The organism is Vibrio rumoiensis, from assembly GCF_002218045.2.
Taxonomy (GTDB): Bacteria; Pseudomonadota; Gammaproteobacteria; order Enterobacterales; family Vibrionaceae; genus Vibrio; species Vibrio rumoiensis.
In genome coordinates, this window is sequence record NZ_AP018685.1 from 2,631,372 (window position 1) to 2,655,413 (window position 24,042).

At 44.5% G+C, this 24,042-nt stretch carries 19 protein-coding genes; 13 read left to right on the forward strand and 6 right to left on the reverse strand.

The window, feature by feature from the left end; translation table 11 throughout:
• Positions 1-4: 4 nt before the first annotated feature.
• Positions 5-310, reverse strand: coding sequence for a DUF3630 family protein (locus VRUMOI_RS11995; RefSeq protein ID WP_089137691.1), 306 nt, complete (start codon positions 308-310; stop codon positions 5-7).
• Between the two features lie 3 nt (positions 311-313).
• A complete protein-coding gene (recQ, locus tag VRUMOI_RS12000) occupies positions 314-2,155 on the reverse strand; it encodes an ATP-dependent DNA helicase RecQ (protein WP_089137690.1) in 1,842 nt (613 codons plus the stop codon).
• 192 nt (positions 2,156-2,347) lie between these two features.
• Here recQ and rarD point away from each other — a divergent pair, with 192 nt between their 5' ends.
• Both rarD and VRUMOI_RS12010 read left to right on the forward strand, forming a co-directional pair.
• Complete coding sequence (rarD, locus tag VRUMOI_RS12005; RefSeq protein WP_089137689.1) at positions 2,348-3,334, forward strand: EamA family transporter RarD; 987 nt, start codon at positions 2,348-2,350, stop codon at positions 3,332-3,334.
• On the forward strand, positions 3,321-3,971 hold the full coding sequence (locus VRUMOI_RS12010; protein ID WP_089137688.1) for a LysE family translocator: 651 nt from the start codon (positions 3,321-3,323) through the stop codon (positions 3,969-3,971). Before rarD ends, VRUMOI_RS12010 begins: the two co-directional genes overlap by 14 nt.
• A 698-nt stretch (positions 3,972-4,669) precedes the next feature.
• Here VRUMOI_RS12010 and VRUMOI_RS12015 read toward each other — a convergent pair.
• Positions 4,670-5,197, reverse strand: a complete 528-nt coding sequence (locus VRUMOI_RS12015; RefSeq protein WP_089137687.1) for a CpxP family protein — start codon at positions 5,195-5,197, stop codon at positions 4,670-4,672.
• A gap of 330 nt (positions 5,198-5,527) precedes the next feature.
• Here VRUMOI_RS12015 and VRUMOI_RS12020 point away from each other — a divergent pair, with 330 nt between their 5' ends.
• From VRUMOI_RS12020 to trmL, 3 genes are all read left to right on the forward strand, one after another.
• A complete protein-coding gene (locus VRUMOI_RS12020; protein ID WP_089137686.1) occupies positions 5,528-6,205 on the forward strand; it encodes a response regulator in 678 nt (225 codons plus the stop codon).
• Positions 6,205-7,572: an envelope stress sensor histidine kinase CpxA gene (cpxA, locus tag VRUMOI_RS12025; RefSeq protein ID WP_089137685.1), complete on the forward strand. Its 1,368-nt coding sequence runs from the start codon at positions 6,205-6,207 to the stop codon at positions 7,570-7,572. The genes VRUMOI_RS12020 and cpxA overlap by 1 nt, the downstream gene beginning before the upstream one ends.
• A gap of 63 nt (positions 7,573-7,635) precedes the next feature.
• On the forward strand, positions 7,636-8,115 hold the full coding sequence (trmL, locus tag VRUMOI_RS12030; protein ID WP_089137684.1) for a tRNA (uridine(34)/cytosine(34)/5-carboxymethylaminomethyluridine(34)-2'-O)-methyltransferase TrmL: 480 nt from the start codon (positions 7,636-7,638) through the stop codon (positions 8,113-8,115).
• Between the two features lie 383 nt (positions 8,116-8,498).
• Here trmL and VRUMOI_RS12035 read toward each other — a convergent pair whose 3' ends face one another.
• On the reverse strand, positions 8,499-8,993 hold the full coding sequence (locus VRUMOI_RS12035) for an FxsA family protein (RefSeq protein WP_089137683.1): 495 nt from the start codon (positions 8,991-8,993) through the stop codon (positions 8,499-8,501).
• 355 nt (positions 8,994-9,348) lie between these two features.
• On the opposite strand from VRUMOI_RS12035, the gene aspA reads away from it, so the two are divergent.
• From aspA to VRUMOI_RS12075, 8 genes are all read left to right on the forward strand, one after another.
• On the forward strand, positions 9,349-10,794 hold the full coding sequence (gene aspA / locus VRUMOI_RS12040) for an aspartate ammonia-lyase (protein WP_089137682.1): 1,446 nt from the start codon (positions 9,349-9,351) through the stop codon (positions 10,792-10,794).
• Positions 10,795-10,945: 151 nt separating this feature from the next.
• On the forward strand, positions 10,946-12,244 hold the full coding sequence (locus VRUMOI_RS12045; RefSeq protein WP_089137681.1) for an anaerobic C4-dicarboxylate transporter: 1,299 nt from the start codon (positions 10,946-10,948) through the stop codon (positions 12,242-12,244).
• Between the two features lie 185 nt (positions 12,245-12,429).
• Entirely contained in the window at positions 12,430-14,271 is a 1,842-nt protein-coding gene (locus VRUMOI_RS12050) for a protein-disulfide reductase DsbD (protein WP_089137680.1), read from the forward strand.
• A 126-nt stretch (positions 14,272-14,397) separates the two neighbouring features.
• The gene (locus VRUMOI_RS12055; RefSeq protein ID WP_089137679.1) at positions 14,398-15,033 is read left to right on the forward strand and encodes a response regulator; all 636 of its coding nucleotides are present in this window, start codon (positions 14,398-14,400) and stop codon (positions 15,031-15,033) included.
• A 201-nt stretch (positions 15,034-15,234) separates the two neighbouring features.
• Entirely contained in the window at positions 15,235-16,956 is a 1,722-nt protein-coding gene (locus VRUMOI_RS12060) for a potassium/proton antiporter (RefSeq protein ID WP_089137678.1), read from the forward strand.
• Between the two features lie 49 nt (positions 16,957-17,005).
• Positions 17,006-17,629, forward strand: a complete 624-nt coding sequence (locus VRUMOI_RS12065; protein WP_089137677.1) for a MarC family protein — start codon at positions 17,006-17,008, stop codon at positions 17,627-17,629.
• A gap of 274 nt (positions 17,630-17,903) precedes the next feature.
• The gene (locus tag VRUMOI_RS12070; RefSeq protein WP_089137676.1) at positions 17,904-18,170 is read left to right on the forward strand and encodes a DUF4212 domain-containing protein; all 267 of its coding nucleotides are present in this window, start codon (positions 17,904-17,906) and stop codon (positions 18,168-18,170) included.
• A 9-nt stretch (positions 18,171-18,179) separates the two neighbouring features.
• Positions 18,180-19,883, forward strand: coding sequence for a sodium:solute symporter family protein (locus VRUMOI_RS12075; protein ID WP_089137675.1), 1,704 nt, complete (start codon positions 18,180-18,182; stop codon positions 19,881-19,883).
• 272 nt (positions 19,884-20,155) lie between these two features.
• On the opposite strand, the gene VRUMOI_RS12080 is transcribed toward VRUMOI_RS12075, so the two are convergent.
• Together VRUMOI_RS12080 and VRUMOI_RS12085 are read right to left on the reverse strand one after the other, a co-directional pair.
• Positions 20,156-20,407, reverse strand: coding sequence for a hypothetical protein (locus tag VRUMOI_RS12080; protein ID WP_089137674.1), 252 nt, complete (start codon positions 20,405-20,407; stop codon positions 20,156-20,158).
• Positions 20,408-20,452: 45 nt separating this feature from the next.
• On the reverse strand, positions 20,453-23,893 hold the full coding sequence (locus tag VRUMOI_RS12085; RefSeq protein WP_089137673.1) for a hybrid sensor histidine kinase/response regulator: 3,441 nt from the start codon (positions 23,891-23,893) through the stop codon (positions 20,453-20,455).
• Between the last annotated feature and the right edge of the window lie 149 nt (positions 23,894-24,042).

Sequence of the window (24,042 nt, forward strand, 5' to 3'; positions counted from 1 at the left end):
AGCTCTACCCTATCCCCATAGCGAAGAGTTTGGCAAGATATTGCAGCTCTTCATCGGCCTGATTCGGTGCCATCGCTTCTAACCAAATAGTTTCGGAATAATGTTCCGCACGTAAAAATAATTGGCAGCCTTCAAAATCAATCAGCCAGGAATGCAAATCCGCATCATTTTGCTTTTCAATAATAGAAGCCGATAACAACTTCACCAACTCTGAGCCAAATACTGGAAAAGAGTCATAATCAAACCTAGGGTTAAGTAAAATAACTCGCCCAGCCTGTGCATCGAATTCTCTTAAGCTGTATTTGGCCATAACCTACCCTTCACCATTGGTTAAATGTTCTTGAATTAAATCTAAAAAGGCATCGGCGTATTTTTCTAGCTTGCGCTGTCCTACCCCGTTAACTGCTAGCATTTCACCATAAGACGTCGGCAATATATCAGCCATGTCGACTAACGTTGCATCACTGAATACCACATAAGGTGGCAAACCATCTTCATCGGCAATCGCTTTACGCAATTTACGTAACTTGGCAAATAACTTCTTATCGTAATTTTTAGTGACCAGTTTGTCGTTTTTAGCTGAACGTACTGCGGTATCTAAACGCGGCACCGCCAATTCAATCGACATTTCACCACGCAATAAAGGACGGGCTTCTTCAGTTAGTTGCAAGGTAGAGTTACGAGTAATATTTTGCGTGAGTAGTCCTTTGTGAATCAATTGGCGCATGATGCTGACCCAATAATCATGACTATGTTCTTTGCCTATCCCATAGGTGCTGATCTTGTCGTGGCCGTTATCACGCACTCGAATATTTTGCATGCCACGTAACACTTCCACCACATAACCGACCCCAAAACTTTGATTGACTCGGTACACACAAGAAAGTGCCTTTTGCGCCGCTTCGGTGCCATCAAAATGTTTCGGTGGATCTAAGCAGATATCACAGTTACCACACGCTTTATGGCTATATTCGCCAAAGTAATTTAGCAGTACTTGGCGACGACAGGTTTGCGCTTCAGCAAAAGCACTCATCGCATTCAGTTTATGGGTTTCTACCTGTTTTTGCGGGCCATCGTCTTTTTCATCCAACATGCGACGCAACCACCCCATATCAGCAGGGTCATATAACATCACCGCTTCCGCCGGTAAGCCATCGCGTCCTGCTCGCCCGGTTTCTTGATAATAAGATTCAATGTTACGCGGAATATCGAAATGCAGTACGAAACGCACGTTGGGCTTATTGATGCCCATCCCAAAGGCCACCGTCGCTACCACGATTTGAATGTCGTCTTTTTGAAAGGCTTCTTGCACATAAGCCCGCTCATCATTATCCATACCGGCATGATAACCTGCGGCACGAATATGATTGTTACACAGCTTCTCGGTCACCATTTCGACCTTTTTACGGCTGCCACAATAAATGATGCCACACTGCCCTTTTTGCGTTGCAAGGTAGCGGATCACTTGAGAAACGGGCTTATGTTTTTCTAATAAGGTGTAGCGAATATTAGGGCGATCAAAGCTACCCAAATATTCCAAAGGTTGATTGAGTTGCAGGCGAGAAATAATGTCTTTACGCGTCGCGTCATCAGCAGTCGCGGTTAATGCCATCACCGGCACATGAGGAAAACGCTGCTTTAATTGGCCAAGTAGTGCGTACTCAGGACGAAAATCATGCCCCCATTGAGAAATACAGTGCGCTTCATCGACCGCAATCATGCTCAGTGGTAAGTGCTCTAATCGTTCACTAAAATCTCGGCTTAAGATACGCTCCGGTGAGATGTAGACCATCTTCAATTGGCCGTTGTTCATCCGGTTATATACCCGAATCAACTCCTCTCTTTCCATACTGGAATTAATGCATTCTGCCGCCACCCCATTGGCTTTTAATTGGTCGACTTGGTCTTTCATTAAAGAAATCAACGGGGAGATAACAATGGTGAGACCAGAATGCAGCAAAGCAGGAACTTGATAGCATAAAGACTTGCCACCACCGGTGGGCATGATCACTAAGCTATCTTGCCCGGCGAGCACACTGTCGATCACTTCTTGCTGACCAACACGAAAGTGCTGATAACCAAACACATCTTGCAGAGTTTGAGCCGGTGTCGGTGTTGAATGCGAATGCACTTGTGCAGCGTCAGTGGTGGGCATGCCTATCTCAATACAAAAAGTGAACCTAAAAATCAGCCGCCCATTGTATACCCAAGTCACCTCAAGATGCGAGTTTGGATATGATTGAAACATGAGGATCGGGCAATTTACTTATTCCCGTAATTCATTAGGTAAATCACTTATCCGATTTTATACTTGCTGGCCTTTCTAATAATAAAAAGATAAACCGTTATGGATGATCAATTAAAACGTACTCAGCAAGGCGTACTACTTGCGGTTCTTGCCTACCTAATGTGGGGAATTGCCCCAATCTACTTTAAAGCCCTCGGTGATGTTCCCCCTTTTGAAATCCTTTGTCACCGCATTATCTGGTCTTTTGTTTTTCTTGCCGCGTTATTGTATTTCACCAATGGCTGGCCAACGGTCAAAGAGACATTACGCTCTAAAACCAAAGTCACTTATTTATTGATCACTTCCGTTACTATTGGCGCCAATTGGCTCGTATTCATTTGGGCGATCAGCATTGGTCACATGCTCGATGCCAGCTTAGGGTATTACATCAACCCTTTATTTAATGTCATCTTAGGCATGATTTTTTTAAGTGAGAAGTTACGTAAACTGCAATGGTTTGCGGTCGCGCTCGCCACCATTGGTGTGTTAGTGCAACTGGTAGTGTTTGGTTCAGTACCGATCATTGCAATGATGCTGGCATTCACGTTTGGTATGTATGGCTTATTACGTAAAAAGGTTAATTTGGATGCCTTTACCGGATTATTCATTGAAACCTTAGTACTGCTCCCAGTGGCGTTTCTTTACTTGTTTGCGTTCGCCGATACCGCCACCAGCCACTTAGGCGAGAATAGCCTAACGCTGAATGTCTTACTGATTTCTGCCGGTATTGTTACAACACTCCCTTTACTATGTTTTGCTGGGGCGGCGGTACGCTTACGTCTCGCCACCTTAGGTTTTATTCAATATATCGGACCAAGCTTAATGTTCATCTTAGCGGTGTTTGTTTATGGCGAATCCTTCACTCAAGATAAAATCATCACTTTTGCTTGCATTTGGGCAGCATTGATTGTGTTTACTTGGGATGGATTAAAGAACAACGCTAACAACAAAAGATTAGCCGCCGCACAGAAAAAGGATGCGCTAGACGTTGATATTACCAATGAAACGTTGACACAGGATTTAAACCAAACCAATGAACGAAATTAGTTTATTACTCACCCTCGCCAGTGTGCACTTTATTGCTTTAATGAGCCCTGGGCCGGACTTTGCTCTGATCGTACAAAATACCAGTCACCATGGTCGAAAAACCGGGTTAACCATCGCCGCTGGGTTATCGCTAGGGATCTTGATTCATTCGATCTTAAGTATCACGGGCATTAGTTACCTAGTTCAGCAACATCCGATGTTTTTTTCTATTTTACAACTGCTCGGTGGTAGCTATTTACTATGGCTAGGCTTTGGTGCGCTTAAATCTATTTATCAGCACAAACGTTCAGACAACCAAACCGAACGTAAGCCAAGCCGGATACTGAAAGATCAAACCAAAGCGTTTTCCAAAGGGTTAATGACCAATTTATTGAACCCCAAAGCCTTAGTGTTTTTTGTCAGTTTGATGTCGTCTTTAGTCCCTGCCACTATGTCGGTCGCAGGAAAAAGCGCCGCGGTATTTATTTTATGGTCATTGGCTTTATTGTGGTTTTCACTGTTGGCTTGGATGTTGTCCACCAAAACTTTACAACGTAAATTGGAAGCCTCGGCAATCTACATAGATAGCATTTGTGGGATCATCTTCACACTATTAGGGGGAGTGATCTTAACCCAAGCAATTGGTCATTTGAGCTAATATGCAGACTTACCACCTCACTCTTGTGCGAGATCTCGCACAAATAAGTGAGAAAACTAACATTAATGCATAATAAAAAGCGACAAAAAACACCCTAAGGCATTGAAAGATAAAGAACCAGGTTATAATTGTGTTATTTTTTATTAAATAATTTGAACTCGCACCATTGTTCCTTTTAGGTTTATGCGTAATATTAACCCTGTCGGAAGGATGCTGACAGGAACAGGAAAGACCCAAGGATTGGTCATCTTCAGGATGAAGATTTGGTTACTTAGGATGAGTAATCAGCACGGAGCAAACGGACATTGAATGGACGCAATCATTACTAGGATGGTAATGACTAAGGAAAGACAATGGACACCTCAGGATTGAGGCTATGGAACACACATCAGGACGATGTGAATGGACACCGCTCATGGAACAAGTGATGCGCGCTAATTAGGATAATTAGCAGGCTAGGATAAGGCCAAGGACACCGCTAGGATGGCGATGAAAAGGAATACGCTGAAGGACACAGCACTGCTATCAAGGATTTGATGCATGGAGCACTATTAGTAGCCGGATTGCTGCGAGTAAGACTATAACCCCGATGGGCTTTTGCTCTCGGGGTTTTTCTTTTTTAGCGAACGAATGCCACCTATCAAAAATAAGGCGGCCCAACTTGGCCGCCTTAACGATTCTAAAAATACTGACACTAGTTATTCAGCGTTTTTCTCGGCGCGTGAGCCTTTTTTATGTGCATGGTCTTTCATTTTTTGCCACTTTTCCATGCATTGCTGATGTTGCTCACCTTTTAATTTAGTGAACTCTTGCTTCTGCTCAGGCGTCAATACACTAAACATATCATGGCGTGCTTTTGCCATTTTCACTTGGCCTTCAACACGTTGTGCTGCCATTTTTTGAGCAAGGTCTGTGACTGCCGCTTGGTCAAAATTATCCGCCATTACCAATTTTTGCATTTGCTCATGCTCTGCCGACATTTCCGCCATATTCGACTTAAAACCGTCTTTCATTGCGGCAAAATCTTGCTGACGTAATTCTTTTAATTTTGTTTTTTGTGCATCCGTTAAATCAAGCTGTTTCCAGATGCCACGTTCCATCCCCATGCCACACTTTTGATCCATTTTAACGTGATCACCGTGACCGGCGGCTAAGGCAGAAGCAGAACCGAAAGCCAAAGGGGCAGCAAGTAACACGAGTGCGCTTTTTGTGATAAATGATTTCATAATTCTGTACCTTTCTATTATGGATATGGTGAACACTCATTTTTATTTGTCGGTGTTCCTATGCCAATCAGAATAGCCTCTGCAATGTAAAAGGGTGTATCGCTTACGTAAAACAATGTAAATCGTTGTCAAACTAGTCGTTTTTCCTAACGAAACAGAGATAATGCTATTATTGCATTCGATATATAGCGTCCAAAGTAACTGGCGTGACAGTCAGCCGACAAGTCAATGAGATTCTATAATCATAGCGCTCCTATGTGATTAGGGTGAATGAACGTCAATAACAAAACTGCAACGTCAAATACCAGGGAAATACCTAAAAGGCTCTTTATGACCCATATTCTATTAGTTGATGATGATAGCGAACTCACTGCCTTGCTTGAGGATATTTTAACCTTAGAAGGCTTTACCGTTTCACAGGCTCACAATGGTTATGAAGGCTTAGAAGCCCTCGACAGTAGTGTTGATTTGATCTTACTCGATATCATGATGCCCAAAATGAACGGTATGGAGATGCTCAAACAACTAAGGCAACAATGGCAAACGCCAGTGTTAATGCTGACTGCCAAAGGTGAAGAAGTCGACCGCGTGATAGGGCTTGAATTAGGCGCCGATGACTACTTGCCAAAGCCATTTAGTGACCGTGAACTAATGGCGCGCATACGTGCTATTTTACGCCGCACTCAAGCCGTTAAACCAGAAACCTCGGAAACCACACCACATGGTTTACAAGTTTTTCCCGGTAAGCAAGAGGCGTATTATCAAGGGGCATTACTTGACCTCACCACGACCGAATTTGCTTTATTAGAGTATTTTTTAAGTCATATGGGTGAGTCGATTAGTAAAGAAGATTTAAGCCTAGAAGTGCTAGGTAAACGACTCAGTCCGTTTGATCGGGCGATTGATATGCATGTCTCTAATTTAAGAAAAAAACTGTCAGAACATAATGAACATTCATTGATCAAAACCTTACGAGGGAAAGGCTATTTAATGATTGAGGACCAATAATGAACTTACCTAAGTTCTCCAGTTTATATGGGCGAATTTTTGCTATTTTTTGGCTAACCATGCTGTTAGTGGTGATCGCTGTATTGGCCGCCTCACAGCTCGACCCAAGGCAATTGCATGACATCCCAAACGAGCCTTTAAAAGGGATGCAACAAACAGGTCAAGATTTAACGAAGACTTATCAAGATACCCACTCATTGCGCAGCGCATTAACCACTATTGAGCGCACCAATATCGACCATGGTCGCCTAAGCTATTATTTTACCAATGCGGATGGTCGCTGGCTCAATCCACCTCAAGGTATGAGACTACGGGCATTAAATAACTTTATTACTCAATCCGATAAATTAGACCGCCCTCAACAACGTCTCTACGGCAGGTTGATGGTCGCAGGGCCGATCCCGGTCGTAATTGCCAAGCAAAACCTATACATGTACTTTGCGATTCGTTGGCACCAACCACCGCCCTTTTTATTGCAATTACTCGATAAGCCGATTCAACTTCTGTTGGCCGTGATGCTGATCAGTACCCCTCTTCTATTATGGCTCGCATGGGCACTCAGTAAGCCTGCAATGCGATTAGAGAAAGCGGCTCAGAAAGTCGCACGCGGAGTAATCGAATACGATCCGGAGTTAGAAAAAGGGCCGAGTGAATTTAAACAAGCTGGCGCGAGCTTTAACCAAATGGTCACCGCCATCAACAATAAGATTTCCGAACAACAGCGGCTATTGTCCAATATTTCTCATGAACTGCGTTCCCCTCTCACTCGCTTAAGAATGGCGAATGCATTAGCGATTCGTAAGCAAGGTGAAAGCGCCGAACTCACTCGCATCGATACCGAAGCAGAACGGTTAGAATTGATGATCAATGAATTATTAGAGCTATCGCGCCGACAAATCGATGCCCATCAAATTCGCCAGCATCTCTTCATTCAAGAGCTTTGGGAGGACACCATTGAAGATGGTAAGTTTGAAGCGGAGCAACAACAGAAAACACTCATTTGTGAATCGATCCCGAACGCTCATATCACAGGGAATCCAAATTTACTGATTAGTGCGGTCGAAAATGTCATACGTAATGCCATTCGTTATTGCCATCAATCGGTTTGGGTCACGTTCACTCTGCAGAACGACAAACTACTCATACAAATTGAAGACGATGGTGAAGGTGTCGATGATTCCGAGTTAGACGCCATTTTCCGTCCATTTTATCGTGTTTCAACCGCTCGGGACCGACACAGCGGTGGTGCGGGTTTAGGCTTGGCGATCACTCATAATGTCATTATGCAGCACAATGGCGAGATTCAAGCGTCACGCAGCAAACATGGTGGTCTGGCCGTACAATTGACTTTACCTATCGATTTATGATCAAGGGCTGGTATTATTGCCCTCTCTTTACAAGTAACCTAATCAACTAACGGTATCACCACTATGTTTGACATTGCTTTATTTGAACCAGAAATCGCCCCGAACACCGGCAACATCATTCGCTTATGTGCAAACTGTGGCGCTAACCTGCATTTAATTGAGCCATTAGGGTTTGATTTAGAAGAGAAGAAAGTTCGTCGTGCTGGGCTTGATTATCACGATTTAGCACGAGTAAAGCGTCACAAAGATTACGCCGCTTTTATTGAGTATCTAGAGCAAGAAAAAGGTGGTCACTACCGTATTTTCGCCTGCACAACGAAAACCACCGGTCACCATGTGGATGCAGAATTTAAGCAAGGCGATGTCTTATTATTTGGCCCAGAGACCCGAGGCCTACCCGCTGACACCATTGAAGCACTGCCAATGGAACAACGCATTCGCATTCCTATGATGCCAGACAGCCGTAGTTTGAATCTATCCAATGCCGTGGCAATTATAGCGTTTGAAGCGTGGCGTCAAATGGGATTTGAAGGGGCGGTTTAAAAGTAAGAGGAACTAGGTTGCTAGTTCCTAGAAGAAGATAAGAAGACCGTGGTGAGAGCTGGGGTCTTTTTCGTGTATAGGGACTCGGGCGCTATGCTGCTAGTGGCTCGGAAAAGAAAAAAGCGAAAGAGCTAAGAAAAGAAAGAAACGAGACTCGGGGACGCTTCGCTCGAGAGCCGAAAAGCGCTTTTGTTGCGGGTGACGAGTTTCGGATTGCGCGTAAGAGCGAAAGTATCATCGCTCAGATGAAGGACTCGCAACTCGGAGCGAAGCGTTCACGCATCTCGTTACCATCTTCTCACTCTTTCAAGCCACGAGCAGCGGAGCGCCCGAGCCACGAGATCCGAAAACGCTCTTCCTAGAAACTAGAAACCCATAACCCTCTACTTATCTATCCTTTTATCTTCATCGGTTTTCTTTTCAAATTCTCCTTCAAATACATCCCCTTGCTGATCATGCTCCGAGGTATTAAATGGATTGTCGCCATGAAATTGCGATGATGAATGAAACTGAGCAGAAGAACTGACTTTCACTCGCTGCATTAATTGTTTCGCCAGCCATGCGCGAGGAGCGGGCAACAAGACCAACATACCCAGTGCGTCGGTCATAAAGCCGGGAGTCAATAGTAATACCCCTGATACGGCCAACATTACCCCTTCAATAATTTGTTGCGCTGGCAGTTCACCTTGTTGCAAACGAGACTGCACCGACATCAAGGTTTGAATCCCCTGACTACGAACCAGCGATGCACCGACAAAAGCGGTCAGTAATACGATGGCAATGGTCGGCCATAAGCCAATCAGATCACCCACTTGAATAAATAACGCAATCTCAATAATCGGCACGCATATAAATAAAATAACTAAAATCGGAAACACAGACACCTCCTGTAATCAGGTTTTCAGTGTATGCTTTCTAAGCTCAGACAACAAATGTTAACCATCTTAAAATATAACGATCTCGTGTTTGGTCATTTTTAAATGAATATGGCCAATATAACGAGATACCTATAGAAAGTTTCACACTTCAAAAACAATTCGTTTGCAAACAGACAGAAACTCTTATTAAGATGCAATATGCAATCAAAAGTTTGATCTATGATCTATTTTTATACCCATAAAGGGGTATGATTGCAGCGTCAAAGATAAGCCACCTGTATGCAGTGAATGGATTCTAAGCAACATCGGCAAAGATATTTTTTTATTAGCGTTCCATGCTTATAGGATCCATCCAATGACTACACCAACAATTGATACACCTGTTCAACAATTCCGTATTGAAGAAGATTTACTAGGCACTCGTGAAGTACCCGCTGAAGCTTATTATGGTATTCACACTATCCGTGCAGTAGAAAACTTCAACATCTCAAATGCCACTATTTCTGACGTACCTGAATTTGTACGTGGCATGGTAATGACTAAAAAAGCAGCCGCGCTTGCCAACAAAGAAATTGGCGTATTGCCTGCTGACATCAGCGATTACATTATTCAAGCTTGTGACGTTATCCTAAATACTGGCAAATGCATGGATCAATTCCCATCGGACGTATTTCAGGGTGGCGCAGGTACTTCAGTTAACATGAACACTAATGAAGTGATCGCTAACCTAGCACTCGAATTAATGGGCAAAGAAAAAGGTCAATACGACTTCATCAACCCAAATGACCATGTGAATAAGAGCCAGTCAACGAACTGTGCTTACCCAACCGGCTTCCGTATCGCAGTATACAACAGCATCATGAAAATGATTGATGCGGTTGAATACCTAAAAGGCGCTTTCGATCTTAAGAGCACCGAGTTTGATACTGTCATCAAAATGGGCCGTACTCAGCTACAAGACGCGGTACCAATGACCGTTGGACAAGAATTCCACGCTTGGTCTGTGACGTTGAACGAAGAAGTTCGTAACCTACAATACATTTCAAAACTATTACTTGAAGTGAACTTAGGTGCAACGGCGATTGGTACGGGTCTAAACGCCGCACCAGAATACCAAGCGCTTGCAGTTAAACACCTATCAGAAGTCACGGGCCATGAATGTGTTCCAGCGGAAGACTTAATCGAAGCAACCTCTGACTGTGGCGCTTATGTCATGGCTCATAGCGCACTAAAACGTCTTGCCGTGAAACTGTCTAAGATCTGTAACGATTTACGTCTACTGTCTTCAGGTCCTCGCGCTGGTTTAAATGAATTAAACCTACCAGAACTACAAGCGGGCTCTTCAATCATGCCTGCAAAAGTAAACCCTGTTGTCCCAGAAGTGGTTAACCAAGTGTGCTTTAAAGTACTAGGCAACGACACCACTATTTCATTTGCCGCTGAAGGTGGTCAGTTACAGCTAAACGTAATGGAACCTGTCATTGCACAATGCATGTTTGAATCTCTAGAAATTCTGAAAAATGCCTGTGTAAACCTACGTGACAAGTGTGTTGACGGTATTACCGTAAACAAAGAAGTATGTGAAGCCTACGTATTCAACTCTATTGGTATCGTGACTTACCTAAACCCATACATTGGCCACCACCAAGGTGACATCGTGGGTAAAATCTGTGCTGAAACAGGTAAGAGCGTACGTGAAATCGTACTCGACCGCGGCCTACTCACCGAAGAGCAATTAGACGAAATTTTCTCACCAGAAAACCTAATGCATCCGCAATACAAAGCGAAGCGCTATAACTAGTTGTTCGTCGAATTAAGGGAACGTATTTATCGTTCCCTTTCTTTTGCTTATATACCCAAGTGACTTCAAAAATTAACGTGCTATGCGGATTTTTAGCCTATTTCAAGTCTGCACCTCAGGTTGATTTTTAGATTTAAAAGAAGGTAACAACATGTTATTACAACTATTTATTGTATTACTGTTTATTTATATCGGTGCCCGAATGGGCGGGATAGGGATCGGTTTTGCCGGTGGTGCGGGCGTGGTCGTTCTCACCATGGTCTTTGGTGTCGATGCCGGAACCATCCCAATTGATGTGATTTTGATCATTGCATCCGTAATTACTGCCATTGCGTCTATGCAAGTCGCTGGCGGTATGGATTGGTTAGTACAATTGGCGGAACAATTTTTACGTAAGAACCCAAAACGTATTACCTTCTACGCACCCATTGTCACTTACTTTATGACGCTGCTTGCCGGTACCGGTCATACAGCATTCTCAACACTCCCCGTTATCGCTGAAGTAGCAAAAGAGCAAGGCGTTCGCCCTTCAAGACCACTGTCTATTGCGGTTATCGCTTCACAAATTGCCATTACCGCTTCACCAATTTCTGCTGCGGTTGTGTATTTTGCTGGCCTTTTAGAACCATTAGGCATTAGCTACCTACATTTACTATTGGTTTGTATCCCAACGACATTCCTAGCTTGTATGATTGGTGCTTTCGTTGCCAACTTCATGGGTTGTGAACTCAAAGATGATCCTATCTACCAAGAGCGTATGGCAAAAGGGTTAATTCAATTAAAGAAAAGTACCCAAATGAAAGTGACCTCAGCGGCAAAACTTTCTGTGTATATTTTTGCAGTTGCGATTGCGATTGTCGTGGTTTACGCCACATTAATCAGTGACTCTATTGGTTTAATTACTCACCCTCACATCGACCGCAACCACGCGATTATGGCCATTATGCTAAGTGCTGCGGCAGCAATAGTTGTATTTTGTAAACTTGATGCCAACAAAGTAACGACCGCCGCAACGTTCCGTTCAGGTATGAGCGCATGTATTTGTGTACTCGGTGTGGCTTGGTTAGGGGATACTTTTGTGTCCGCTCACTTAAATGAAATCAAACATTTTGCGGGTGATTTACTACAACAATACCCATGGATGCTAGCGATTACTTTGTTCTTTGCTTCTATGTTGCTTTACTCTCAAGGTGCAACCACAACCGCATTAATGCCTGCCGCGCTAGCGATTGGCGTCGCTCCTCTTACGGCTGTCGCATCATTTGCTGCGGTAAGTGCTCTCTTTGTATTGCCAACCTACCCAACGCTATTAGCGGCGGTTGAAATGGATGACACAGGTTCAACTCGAATTGGTAAGTGGGTATTTAACCACCCATTCATGATCCCAGGTGTCGTGACGATTGCATCTTCAGTCATTCTGGGCTTTGTGTTCGGTGGATTAATTCTCTAGTTCATCATTGAATAACAAGTATTCATCAAAACGAGTCTGCGGACTCGTTTTTTTTGCGTGCAACAAACCTCCTCTCAACGACTGCGACAATAAATCACTGTGATATACTTGCGGCTATGAAACCAAAACCACCTTTGCGTGGTCTTATATCACTCTTTTTTAAATTATCTGATTATTGAGATTTTATGGCCGCCATTCGTTGCTTATTCACTTTGCTCGTGAGCTTATTCATTGGTTTTTCAACAACCGCTCACGCGGCCAACTTTGACTCGGCGCAAGCGCCTTTAGCCGATTTCACCAATTCTGCAACGCCGGCCACCAACAATCAATTCGTGCCGGTTGACCAAGCATTCCCGTTCAACTTTATGCAACAAGGCGACACCATCACCCTAGATTGGCAAATCAAACCGGGTTACTACTTGTACCGCGAGCGTTTTTCTTTCCAAACTAAACAGGCCGAAATGGGCGAAGCGAAGATTCCTGAAGGGACTTTCCATTCCGATGAATTTTTTGGTGATGTGCATATTTTCACCGAACCGGTCAGTGTCGAGATTCCATTAAAAAGCGTCGCGGATAACGGTCAACTGATCGTCCAATATCAGGGTTGCGCCACCACCGGTTTTTGCTACCCGCCGGAAACGCGCATCGTCCCTCTAGATCAAATAGGACAACTCTCTAACGCAACGTCAGGTTCAATAACAAGTAATCAAACAATAGACAACCAAGCTCAAGCGACCACCGGCCTCCATTCTGAAGATAGCAATATTGCCTCTCAGCTGGCTGAGCACTGGTGGACACCGTTATTATTCTTACTGCTTGGAATTGGCTTAGCCTTCACACCTTGCGTGTTGCCGATGTACCCTATTTTAACCGGCATCGTTTTGGGCGGTGGACGTCTGAGTGCAAAGAAAGCCTTTAAACTGTCGTTCATCTACGTACAAGGCATGGCGCTGACTTACATGCTGCTTGGGCTTGTGGTTGCCTCCCTTGGGGTGCAATTCCAAGCGGCGCTGCAAGCTCCCGCAGTATTGATTGGTTTAAGTGTGCTATTTGTGCTGCTCTCTTTGTCGATGTTTGGCTTGTATACCATTCAACTGCCGAGTCGCTTGCAAACTTGGCTTAACGAACAAAGTAACAAACAACAAGGCGGCAATTTAATTGGCGTGTTTATCATGGGCGTGATTTCAGGATTAGTCTGCTCGCCTTGTACTACTGCGCCGCTTTCTGGCGCGTTATTGTATGTCGCGCAAAGTGGTGATCTACTCACCGGTGCGATTGCTCTATACGCACTCGCCATCGGAATGGGCATTCCACTGATTATCGTCGCGGTGTTTGGCAATAAATTACTGCCTCAAGCTGGCGAGTGGATGAACCGAGTAAAAGTGCTCTTTGGCTTTATCTTGCTGGCTGCGCCGATTTTCTTATTAGAGCGCATCTTACCTGACGTTTGGGCGCAAGCTTTATGGGTCGTGCTTGGTTTAGCCGCTTTTGGTTGGCTGTATCATGTCAAACACACTATGCAACAAGCCAGCTGGAAACAAAGTCTGCTCGGTATTATTGCGATTCTTGGGTTGGTTTTTTCTGCTTACACCGGCCTGCAAACAAGCGGCATCATGACTTCAGGGCAATATCACACTCAATCTCAACCCGCACAAGCGAACGTGACGTTTACTCGCATCTCAACCGTCAGTGAGTTGGAGCAACAATTAGCCCAAGCCAAAGCCGCCAATAAACCGGTGATGTTTGATTTCTACGCCGATTGGTGTGTCGCCTGTAAAGAATTCGAAAAATACACTTTTCATGATCCTAAAGTCGCCAGTGAATTAGCAAACTTTGTTTTGATTCAAGCCGATGTGACCGCTACCACGCCAGATGATATTGCACTCATGGAAAAAATGAAGGTACTCGGTCTACCAACGATTGAGTTTTGGAATTCACAAGGTGAACACGTTCCTCAAGCTCGTATTGCTGGCTTTATGAATGCCGAAAAATTTTCACTGCACCTCAAGAAAAACCAATTGCTCTAGGGGCTGCCTGAGTACAAATTAGACAAAAGTCGGATATAGTTCAGATTTTTGCCTCTGCTTGGTTGAGGGAACGGTTAAACAGGTTGATAATAAAACCATTGTTACTTTAACAGTGAACTTATTGTCATGGATTCGACATACAACATTATCATTGCAGATGATCATCCACTCTTTCGTAACGCCCTATTTCAATCAATTCATATGGCGGTGAGTGGCGCTAACTTACACGAAGCCGACTCTCTTGATGCATTACTCGCATTAATCAAGAAAGTCGATGAACCCGATCTATTATTACTCGATCTTAAAATGCCCGGCTCAAATGGCATGTCAGGGTTAATTCACCTACGTTCAGAGTATCCAGATTTACCGATTGTGGTCATTTCCGCCAGTGAAGAATCAAGCGTCGTCAGCCAAGTAAAAAGCCACGGTGCCTTTGGATTTATCCCTAAATCCAGCGATATGCGAGAGCTCAATAGCGCGCTCAACCAAGTGCTCAATGGCGACCCATTCTTTCCTGAAGGTCTAATTCAAAATAATGACGCTTGCAATGAACTCAGCCAAAAACTCACCTCTCTGACGCCACAGCAATATAAAGTGTTAGGAATGTTGTCCGATGGATTACTTAACAAGCAAATTGCTTATGAACTCAATGTCTCAGAGGCAACTATTAAAGCCCACATGACGGCGATATTCCGTAAACTAGACGTTAAAAACCGTACTCAAGCGGTGATCCTATTGCAACAATTAGAAACAGAGAATTAAATAAATCAGTAACGACTTGTTCAATATCTATTTGCAGAATATGATATTTTGCATTGGTCGTTACTATTTCCTCCTAAACCAAATCATGAGCCCTCACGCTCATCGAATACTGCTTTTTATCTCCTTAAAAACGCAGTGAAATGAAATAGTGCCGCGATAATATTTATCTTTCCTTCCAAATATTCAGGAAGAGTTCTGCCTATGTTTGTTATTGACCAACTCATTTTATTAGCCGCCGTTTTGTTGGTGTTAGGGATCTTATCGAGCAAATTATCGGCTCGTTTAGGATTGCCTTTACTGGTGATGTTCTTAATTGTTGGCATGCTGGCAGGCGAAGATGGTCCAGGCGGTATTTATTTCGATAACGCACAAATTGCTCACTCACTTGGGTCACTGGCTCTGGCTATCATTTTGTTTGATGGTGGCTTGCAAACGCCCATTACCTCAATCAAGCAAGTTTGGAAACCGGCTTCCGTGCTCGCCACCTTCGGAGTCCTTATAACAACCATTATCACCGGAGTGTCGGCCGCCTATATCTTAAATACTTCACTACTTTATGGTTTGTTGATTGGAGCAATTGTCGGCTCAACGGATGCTGCAGCCGTTTTTTCCTTGTTGCGTACGGCAGGGATCCACATCAACACTCGTCTTAAATCGACCTTAGAAATTGAAAGCGCGACTAACGACCCGATGGCCATTTTCTTAACCGTCGGCCTGCTCGAGATCATGACGAATAAGATTGAACCCGGCTCAGGCCTGATCATGTTGTTCGTGCAACAAATGGGAGTAGGCTCTTTAGTGGGCTTAGTGTGTGGTTGGCTGTCGATTCGTATTATTAATAATATCAATTTAACGACTTCTGGCTTATATCCAGTGATGGTCGCAGCGTTAGGTTTACTGTCTTTTGGTATCAGCGCCAACTTAGGTGGCAGTGGTTTCCTCGCGATATTTATTACAGGTGTTGTTATTGGTAATAGTCGTTTTGTATTTCAAAGAAGCACCTTTTTGTTTCATGACGGACTGGCTTGGCTTGGGCAGATAAACATGTTCGTGATCTTAGGTTTGCTGATCACACCGTCCTCTTTACTCGATGTTTGGTTTGAAGGCTTATTGATCGCGATTGTTTTAACATTGATTGCTCGCCCACTAGCCATCTTCCCCATTCTTAAGTTATTTGGCTTTAATAAAAGAGAAAGTGCTTTAGTTTCTTGGGTTGGCTTAAGAGGATCTGTACCGATCATTTTGGCGATTTACCCTTTAATGTACGGACTCCCCAATGCCAATTTGATTTTTAACGTTGTGTTTTTCGTCGTCTTGATTTCTGCCACGGTACAAGGTTCAACACTGCCTTTGGCGGCCCGAAAATTAGGCCTCACCATTCCTCCACCACCGACGCCAGCCGCTACCTTGGAAATTACAACCTTAGGGGAGAGTGAAACAGAAATTGTCCAATACCAACTCGGTGAAGACTCGAGAGCGGCTGGGCGACGTTTGTCTCAAATGGCGCTCCCCGATGGCTGTGTAGTGGCAATGATTTCTCGTGGCACGAAAGTGATTCCCCCACGAGGTTCAACTTTGCTGTTAGCGGGTGATCACCTATTCATTATGATGGCACCCAATATGCGCGACTTTGTCGATATCGCTTGTGCGAGCATTAATGATGCGCAGGACCCGACACTTTATAACACCGAATTACTGTTAAAAGGTTTTACTAAAATTAGTGATATTCAACATTCTTATGGCATCAGTTTACCGGCAACAGCACATTTATCTTTAGCCGAATTCTTACATCAATTATTTGAGGGTGAACCACAACAAGATGTCGCCAAAGAGTTTGAACAAGTCACTTTATATGTTCGTGATATAGTAGATAACCGAATTACTACCGTTGGCATCGTCATAAATGCTAACCCAAGAGACTAATCGATTGCTCGAATGAGCCAACCATTAAATATTCAACTTAGGAGAGATTTTGCTCACGATTTTAATTACCCAATTTGTGGTGTTATGGGCCGTTATTGACCCAGTTGGTACTGTTCCTATTTACTTATCTCAAACTCAGGGCTTATCCACCAAACAAAAACGTTTAGTCGCTCTAAAAGCGGTCGCGATTGCGACAGGGGTATTATTATTCTTCTTAATCATGGGGCAAATATTACTTGAAGCAATGCAAATCCCTCTGCCCGCGTTTCAAGCCGCAGGTGGCTTAGTATTATTGTTATTTGCGCTTAGTATGATTTTTGGTGAAGGCAAACCGGCTCAAGAAGCCAAGATGGGTGAAGAATTAGGTCGTTCTGATCTTGCCAATCTAGCCGTATACCCATTAGCGATTCCATCTATCGCCTCACCGGGTGCCATGATGGCGATTGTGCTACTTACCGATAATCACCGTAACTCGATCATCGACCAAAGCTTAACCGCTGGCGTAATGGTACTCGTGTTGTTGTCGACACTGGCGTTATTGCTTGGTGCCACAGGTATCCATAAACTGATAGGCAATGTCGGTGCGGCGATTATTAGCCGTGTGATGGGGCTTATCTTAGCGGCAGTGGCTGTGAATAACTTATTGATGGGTATCCGAGATTTCTATTTTTAACCCTGTGATTTAAATCACTTCAACGTTCCCTATTAGACCTTAGCCTAACCTTATTAGACCTTAGCCTAGCCCTTACTCAGAGCTAGGCTAAATTATTCCAACCGACCTCACAAAAAAGCCGCTAAGGTCTTAATTCTTCGACATTCTTGCCCGACTAAAGTTGAAAAGCTGCTTTCAAATACTACTGCTATTGTTTTCTCGTAACGTTTTATTAACAAAAGAGTTCACTGTTTATTGCAGTGAAAATAATTAAGTAAAACAAAGGAGAATGGCCATGGCGTTTGAATCTGACAAACATGCCCAAGCCTACTGGAAGGAAAACCTAGGCATTATGGCGACTCTACTGACCATTTGGTTTGTGGTGTCTTATTGTGCGGGCATTTTATTTGTCGATGCACTTAATACCATCCAATTTGCAGGATTTAAATTGGGATTTTGGTTTGCACAGCAAGGATCAATTTATACCTTCGTTGCGCTGATCTTCGTGTATGTCGCGCGCATGAATGCGCTTGATAAAAAATATAATGTACAGGAAGACTAAGAGGCTTATATGGATATTCAAACTTGGACGTTTATTCTCGTCGGTATCACCTTTGCGTTGTATATCGGCATTGCTATTTGGGCTCGCGCTGGATCCACCAGTGAGTTCTATGTCGCAGGGGGCGGGGTTCACCCAGTCGCCAATGGCATGGCAACCGCTGCCGACTGGATGTCAGCGGCATCTTTCATTTCAATGGCAGGTATCATTTCTTTTGCCGGCTACGATGGCTCGGTTTACTTAATGGGTTGGACTGGCGGTTACGTATTATTAGCACTTTGTTTAGCCCCTTATCTACGTAAATTCGGCAAGTTCACGGTTCCTGATTTCATTGGTGACCGTTACTATTCTCGTACCGCACGCTTAGTGGCGATCTTCTGTGCCATCTTCATTTCTTTCACTTATGTGGCAGGCCAAATGCGTGGCGTGGGCGTGGTATTTGCTCGCTTCTTAGAAGTCGACATCAACCTCGGCATCATCATTGGTATGGCGATAGTGTTCTTCTACGCTGTCCTTGGTGGCATGAAAGGCATTACTTATACTCAGGTTGCTCAATTCTGCGTACTGATTTTCGCTTTCTTAGTGCCGGCGATTTTTACCTCTATCATGATGACTGGTAATGTGTTCCCACAAATTGGTATGGGTTCCACCATTTCAGGTTCGGATGTGTACTTGATGGACCGTTTAGAAGGCTTAACTCAAGAACTTGGGTTCACCTCCTACATTAATGGCTCGAAAAGTACCGTAGATGTGTTCTTCATTACCGCCGCGTTAATGGTGGGTACTGCAGGTCTACCACACGTGATCATCCGTTTCTTCACCGTGCCTAAAGTAAAAGATGCGCGTATTTCTGCAGGTTGGGCATTACTGTTCATTTCTCTGCTTTACACCACAGCACCTGCTGTTGCGTCATTTGCTCGCGTAAACCTAATCGAGACCATTAATGGTCCAGATCAACAAGGTGTTATGGCTGAGAACGCACCAAGCTGGTACCACAACTGGGAAAGCACTGGCCTTGTTTCTTGGGAAGATAAGAACGGCGATGGTAAAATGTTCTACTCAGGTGATGAACGTAATGAGATGAGCATCAACCGCGATATCATCGTACTGGCCTCTCCAGAACTTGCAAAATTACCTAACTGGGTAGTGGCGCTGCTGGCAGCAGGTGGTTTAGCGGCCGCACTATCGACCGCCGCAGGCTTATTATTGGTTATCTCGACCTCAATCTCTCATGATTTATTGAAGAAAGAGTTCAAGCCCAATATGACCGATAAGCAGGAACTGCTATTTGCTCGGGGAGCCGCCGCATTAGCGATTATCGGGGCTGGTTATCTAGGTATCAACCCTCCAGGCTTTGTGGCGCAAGTAGTGGCCTTTGCCTTCGGCTTAGCCGCCGCCTCCTTCTTCCCTGCCATCATCTTAGGTATTTTCTATAAGAAGATGAACAAAGAAGGTGCGATTGCTGGTATGGTGACCGGTATCGTATTTACCGCTGCGTACATTATTTACTTTAAATTTGTTAACCCAGCGGCTAGCACACCAGATAATTGGTTCTTCGGTATCAGCCCAGAAGGCATTGGTACTCTAGGCATGTGCTTAAACTTTGTGGTCTCAATTGTGGTGAATAAATTTACCGCAGAGGTACCGCAAGATGTACAAGATATGGTTGAGTCAATCCGCTTCCCGAAAGGCGCAGGCACAGCACACGACCACTAATAAGTTAGGATAAACATCCTTAAATAAACAAAGCCCGAAGCGTTTAAATGCTTCGGGCTTTTTGCATTGCTCGTTGCTCGTTGTTCGTTGTTCGTTGTTCGTTGTTCGTTGTTCGTTGTTCGTTGTTCGTTGTTCGTTGTTCGTTGTTCGAAAATAGGTTAAAGATACCTGTCGTCCTGTCAACAAACACAAACTGCTTTTTCGATAAACGAGAAGCGAAGCGCCCAAGCCACAAGAAACGCTACACCTAGAAACTAGGGACTATAACCCCCTTAACCTTTCTCAACCTCAAGATCCAACACTTGCGCGACGGCTTCAAGTTCAACTAAATCTTCCACAAACAACAAGGCATTTGAATCATCCACCGCAAGATAAAAGCTCCCTTTGCCATCAGGCGTATTAATAGCAATCGCGTGAATATTCTCCACTTTATCCGCGACCACTAAACCGCCCATCGCAATGCGCACTTGCCCCTGGAAAATCTCAACTAACACACCTTGTTTGGTTTGGTATTCACCCATCATATTCGTACATCCTTTTATTATTCATTTTGCGCACAGTACCAAGATCTATAAACGATTCAATACCGCTCTTAATTTCAATGGTTTGACTGGTTTAGCTAAGAACTGAAAACCGCCGGATTGAATAGCTTGATTCACTTCTTCTGAGCGATCAGCACTGATCACAACCCCAGCAAAACTATCACCAATTTGCTCTCTTATTGCCAGCAACACCTCTAACCCTGTACGACCATTATCTAGATGGTAATCAGAAAAGACCACTTCTGGGCTCCAATCTTGTTCTAGTGCACTCAAACTTTGTTTTAAATCGAGCGCAGTACGAACTTCACATCCCCAACGCTCTAGTAAGGTTTTCATGCCCAATAAAATCTCTGGCTCATTGTCAACGCACAAAACTTTTATATTCGCCAGAGGCTCGTGCTCTACCGCTTTTGCTTTCGCTTCAACCACCGGAAGTTGATGGCAGCGCTTCAAGCTTACTGAAAAGACGGTGCCTTGTTGTGGCCATGAACGTAACTCTAAAGCATGCCCTAGTAAACGAGTGATCCCGCGAGCTATCGCCAAGCCAAGCCCCAACCCTTGATCGGCGCGGTTTTCATCGACACGGGTAAATTCATCAAAAATTTCACCTTGTTTCTCAAGCGGAATGCCAATGCCGTTATCCCACACTTCAATCCGAATATCGTCCTTAGTTCGCCTCACACCAAGCAACACTTTGCCTCTGCGCCCTTCTTGTTGACTATAACGAAACGCGTTAGTGAGAAGATTTTGTAGTACCCGTCTTAGCAGCTTAGGGTCGGATTCAACCATCAATTGCGTCGGTACTCGTTCAAATTCAATATTTTGCTCTGCGGCCAGTACACTGAATTCCGCATCCAATTTATCGAGCACTTCTCGCAATTCAAAACAACGAACATCGGTCGGCACTTTGCCGGATTCTAAACGAGAAATATCCAATAAATCGCCGATCAGATCTTCTGCCGCGCCCAAGGCACTTTCAATGTGTGCTGAAAATTGTTTGGTATTGGTATCATTGGCGGTTTCACTGAGCGATGAGGCAAATAAGCGGGCCGCATTGAGTGGCTGCATTAAGTCATGGCTCACCGCGGCGAGTAATCGACTTTTCGATTGAGAAGCATGTTGCGCATCTTGAGTCGCCGCCACCAATTTGGTGTTCAATTTTTCTAACTCATGAGTTCGTTCTTGCACTCGATCTTCTAAGGTTTCATTGGCTTCTTTTAATGCCTGTTCAGCGCGACGGAACGCGGTAATATCAGAAAAGCTCATCACGAACCCACCACCGGGCATTGGGTTGCCTTGCACTTCAATCACTTGCCCGTCATCACGGATTCGAGAAGAGGTATGCTTAGTACCGCGTTCCAAATGTTCGACTCGACGGCGTACGTGCAATTCAGGATCGCCCGGTCCACATAAACCTTGTTGAGCATTATGACGAATCACATCGGCAATCGGCCGTCCCACTTGAATCAAGCCTGGAGGAAAATCGAATAGCTCTAAATAGCGTTGATTCCATGCCACCAGCCGCAGTTGTTTATCGACGACCGCAATCCCTTGGCTCACATGCTCTATCGCCCCTTGCAGTAAACCACGACTAAAGTCATACAACTCTGACGCTTCATCGACGATCGCCGCCACTTCTTCCAACTGCATATTGCGACCTTGCAGCGCAGAAGTAAGCACTAAACGAGAAGACGATGCCCCAAATACCCCCGCCAACACCCGTTCGGTATGACGAATCAAAGAAGCCGAAGCTTGTTGTTGCGGCAATAAGGTTTCGCTTTGTTGTGACCAAAAAAGTTGGAAAGCATGGCGAGCCCGCTTACGCCCAACAAACCTAGAAGCCAACATTTCAAGCTCAGCCACACTCACTCGGCTTTGATATAAACTGACATCTTCACTTTCTGGAAAAGGTGTACCAACAAAAGAAGCGGCTTGCAGGCGATCGCTTAAGCTTGAACGAGTGATCAATGATACCAAAAGATACGCGGCACTATTCACGACTAAGCTCAATGCCATTCCCCAATCGGAAGACTTCAAATTTAAACTTTGCAACCATTCTGGTGGGGTTAAGAACCAGACCAAAAAGTTGGTTTCTTCACTGCCCGCCAACATATTGGTTTGCAGCATTAAGGTGGCCAGCCATACCACAAAACCAAGGATCAGGCCGACATACACCCCTTGCCGATTACCTTTACGCCAATACAAACCACCCAATAATGCTGGGGCAAATTGGGCTATGGCCGCAAAAGATAATAAACCTATCACCGATAATGACGGCACTCGATCCAGTATTTGATAAAAGCCCCACGCGCCCGCTAGCAACAAAGCAATTAAAGCGCGGCGAACATTGAGTAATAAACCTGAAATTTGCTTTGGCTTGGCATTGGATAAACGCATGCGACGCAACAGCATCGGCCATACCAAATCATTGGACACCATAATCGTCAACGCAATCGTCGAGACAATCACCATGCCACTGGCCGCCGAAGTGCCCCCTAGATACGCAAGCAAAGCGATGGTGTCTGCGTCGGCGGAAAGCGGCACACTAATCACATAAGCGTCGGCACTCGAACCTCCTAATAAATATTGCCCCGCCCATGCAACCGGCAATACAAATAACCCCATGAGTAATAAGTAAACAGGAAAGACTCGCCTTGCGACATGCAAATCACGAGCTTGGTCATTTTCAACAATGGTGGTATGGAATTGGCGAGGCAAACAGATGATCGCCGCCATGGTCAGCACCATATGAATGACTAAAGTAGGAATATTGGGGGCTTGATAATATTGCTGCGTCAGATCCGACATGCTGATGTCAGGCGCTTGGTAAATCAGGTAAACCACAAACACGCCAACCACGAGAAAGGCAAATAACTTCACTACCGATTCAAACGCCACCGCCATCATAATGCCACGATGGTGTTCCGTGCTGTCGATATGGCGCGTACCAAATAGCATGGTAAATACCGCCAACACCCCGACCACAAACCATGACACTTGCATATCTTGATAGCCAAGTTGCTGCATTAAATTAGGGGCAACCAGTTCCAGCCCCATGGTAATGCCTCGTAATTGCAAAGCGATATAAGGCAACACGCCAATCACCGCAATGAGTGTCACGGTAATGGCGAGCCCTTGAGATTTACCATAACGCGCGGCGATAAAATCCGCGATAGAGGTAATGTGCTCACGCTTAGTGATCAGAATTAAGCGTGCAAGAATGCGCCAGCCAAAAGTAAAGACAATGATTGGTGCGAGATAAATCGGTAAGAAGGACCACATATCAGCACTGGCTTGGCCAACCGTGCCGTAAAAGGTCCAAGAGGTACAATAGACCGCAATGGATAAACTATAGATCCAAGGTCGCCAGCGAAATAACCAGCTTTTTTGCCTATCGCCATACCAGGCAATTAAAAACAGTATCCCTAAATACGCCAGTGATACTGGGATCACTATCCATCCTTGCATATCGCCCTCAAATCATACATCCATGTATTTACAAGGATTGTGCTACGAGGGCGAGTGACTCTCAATCAATTTGATGTTGAAGTGTGGGCCAAGTGCAAAAACAACTTAGCGCAAAACAAATTAGTGCAAAAACAGATTCGTACCAAAGC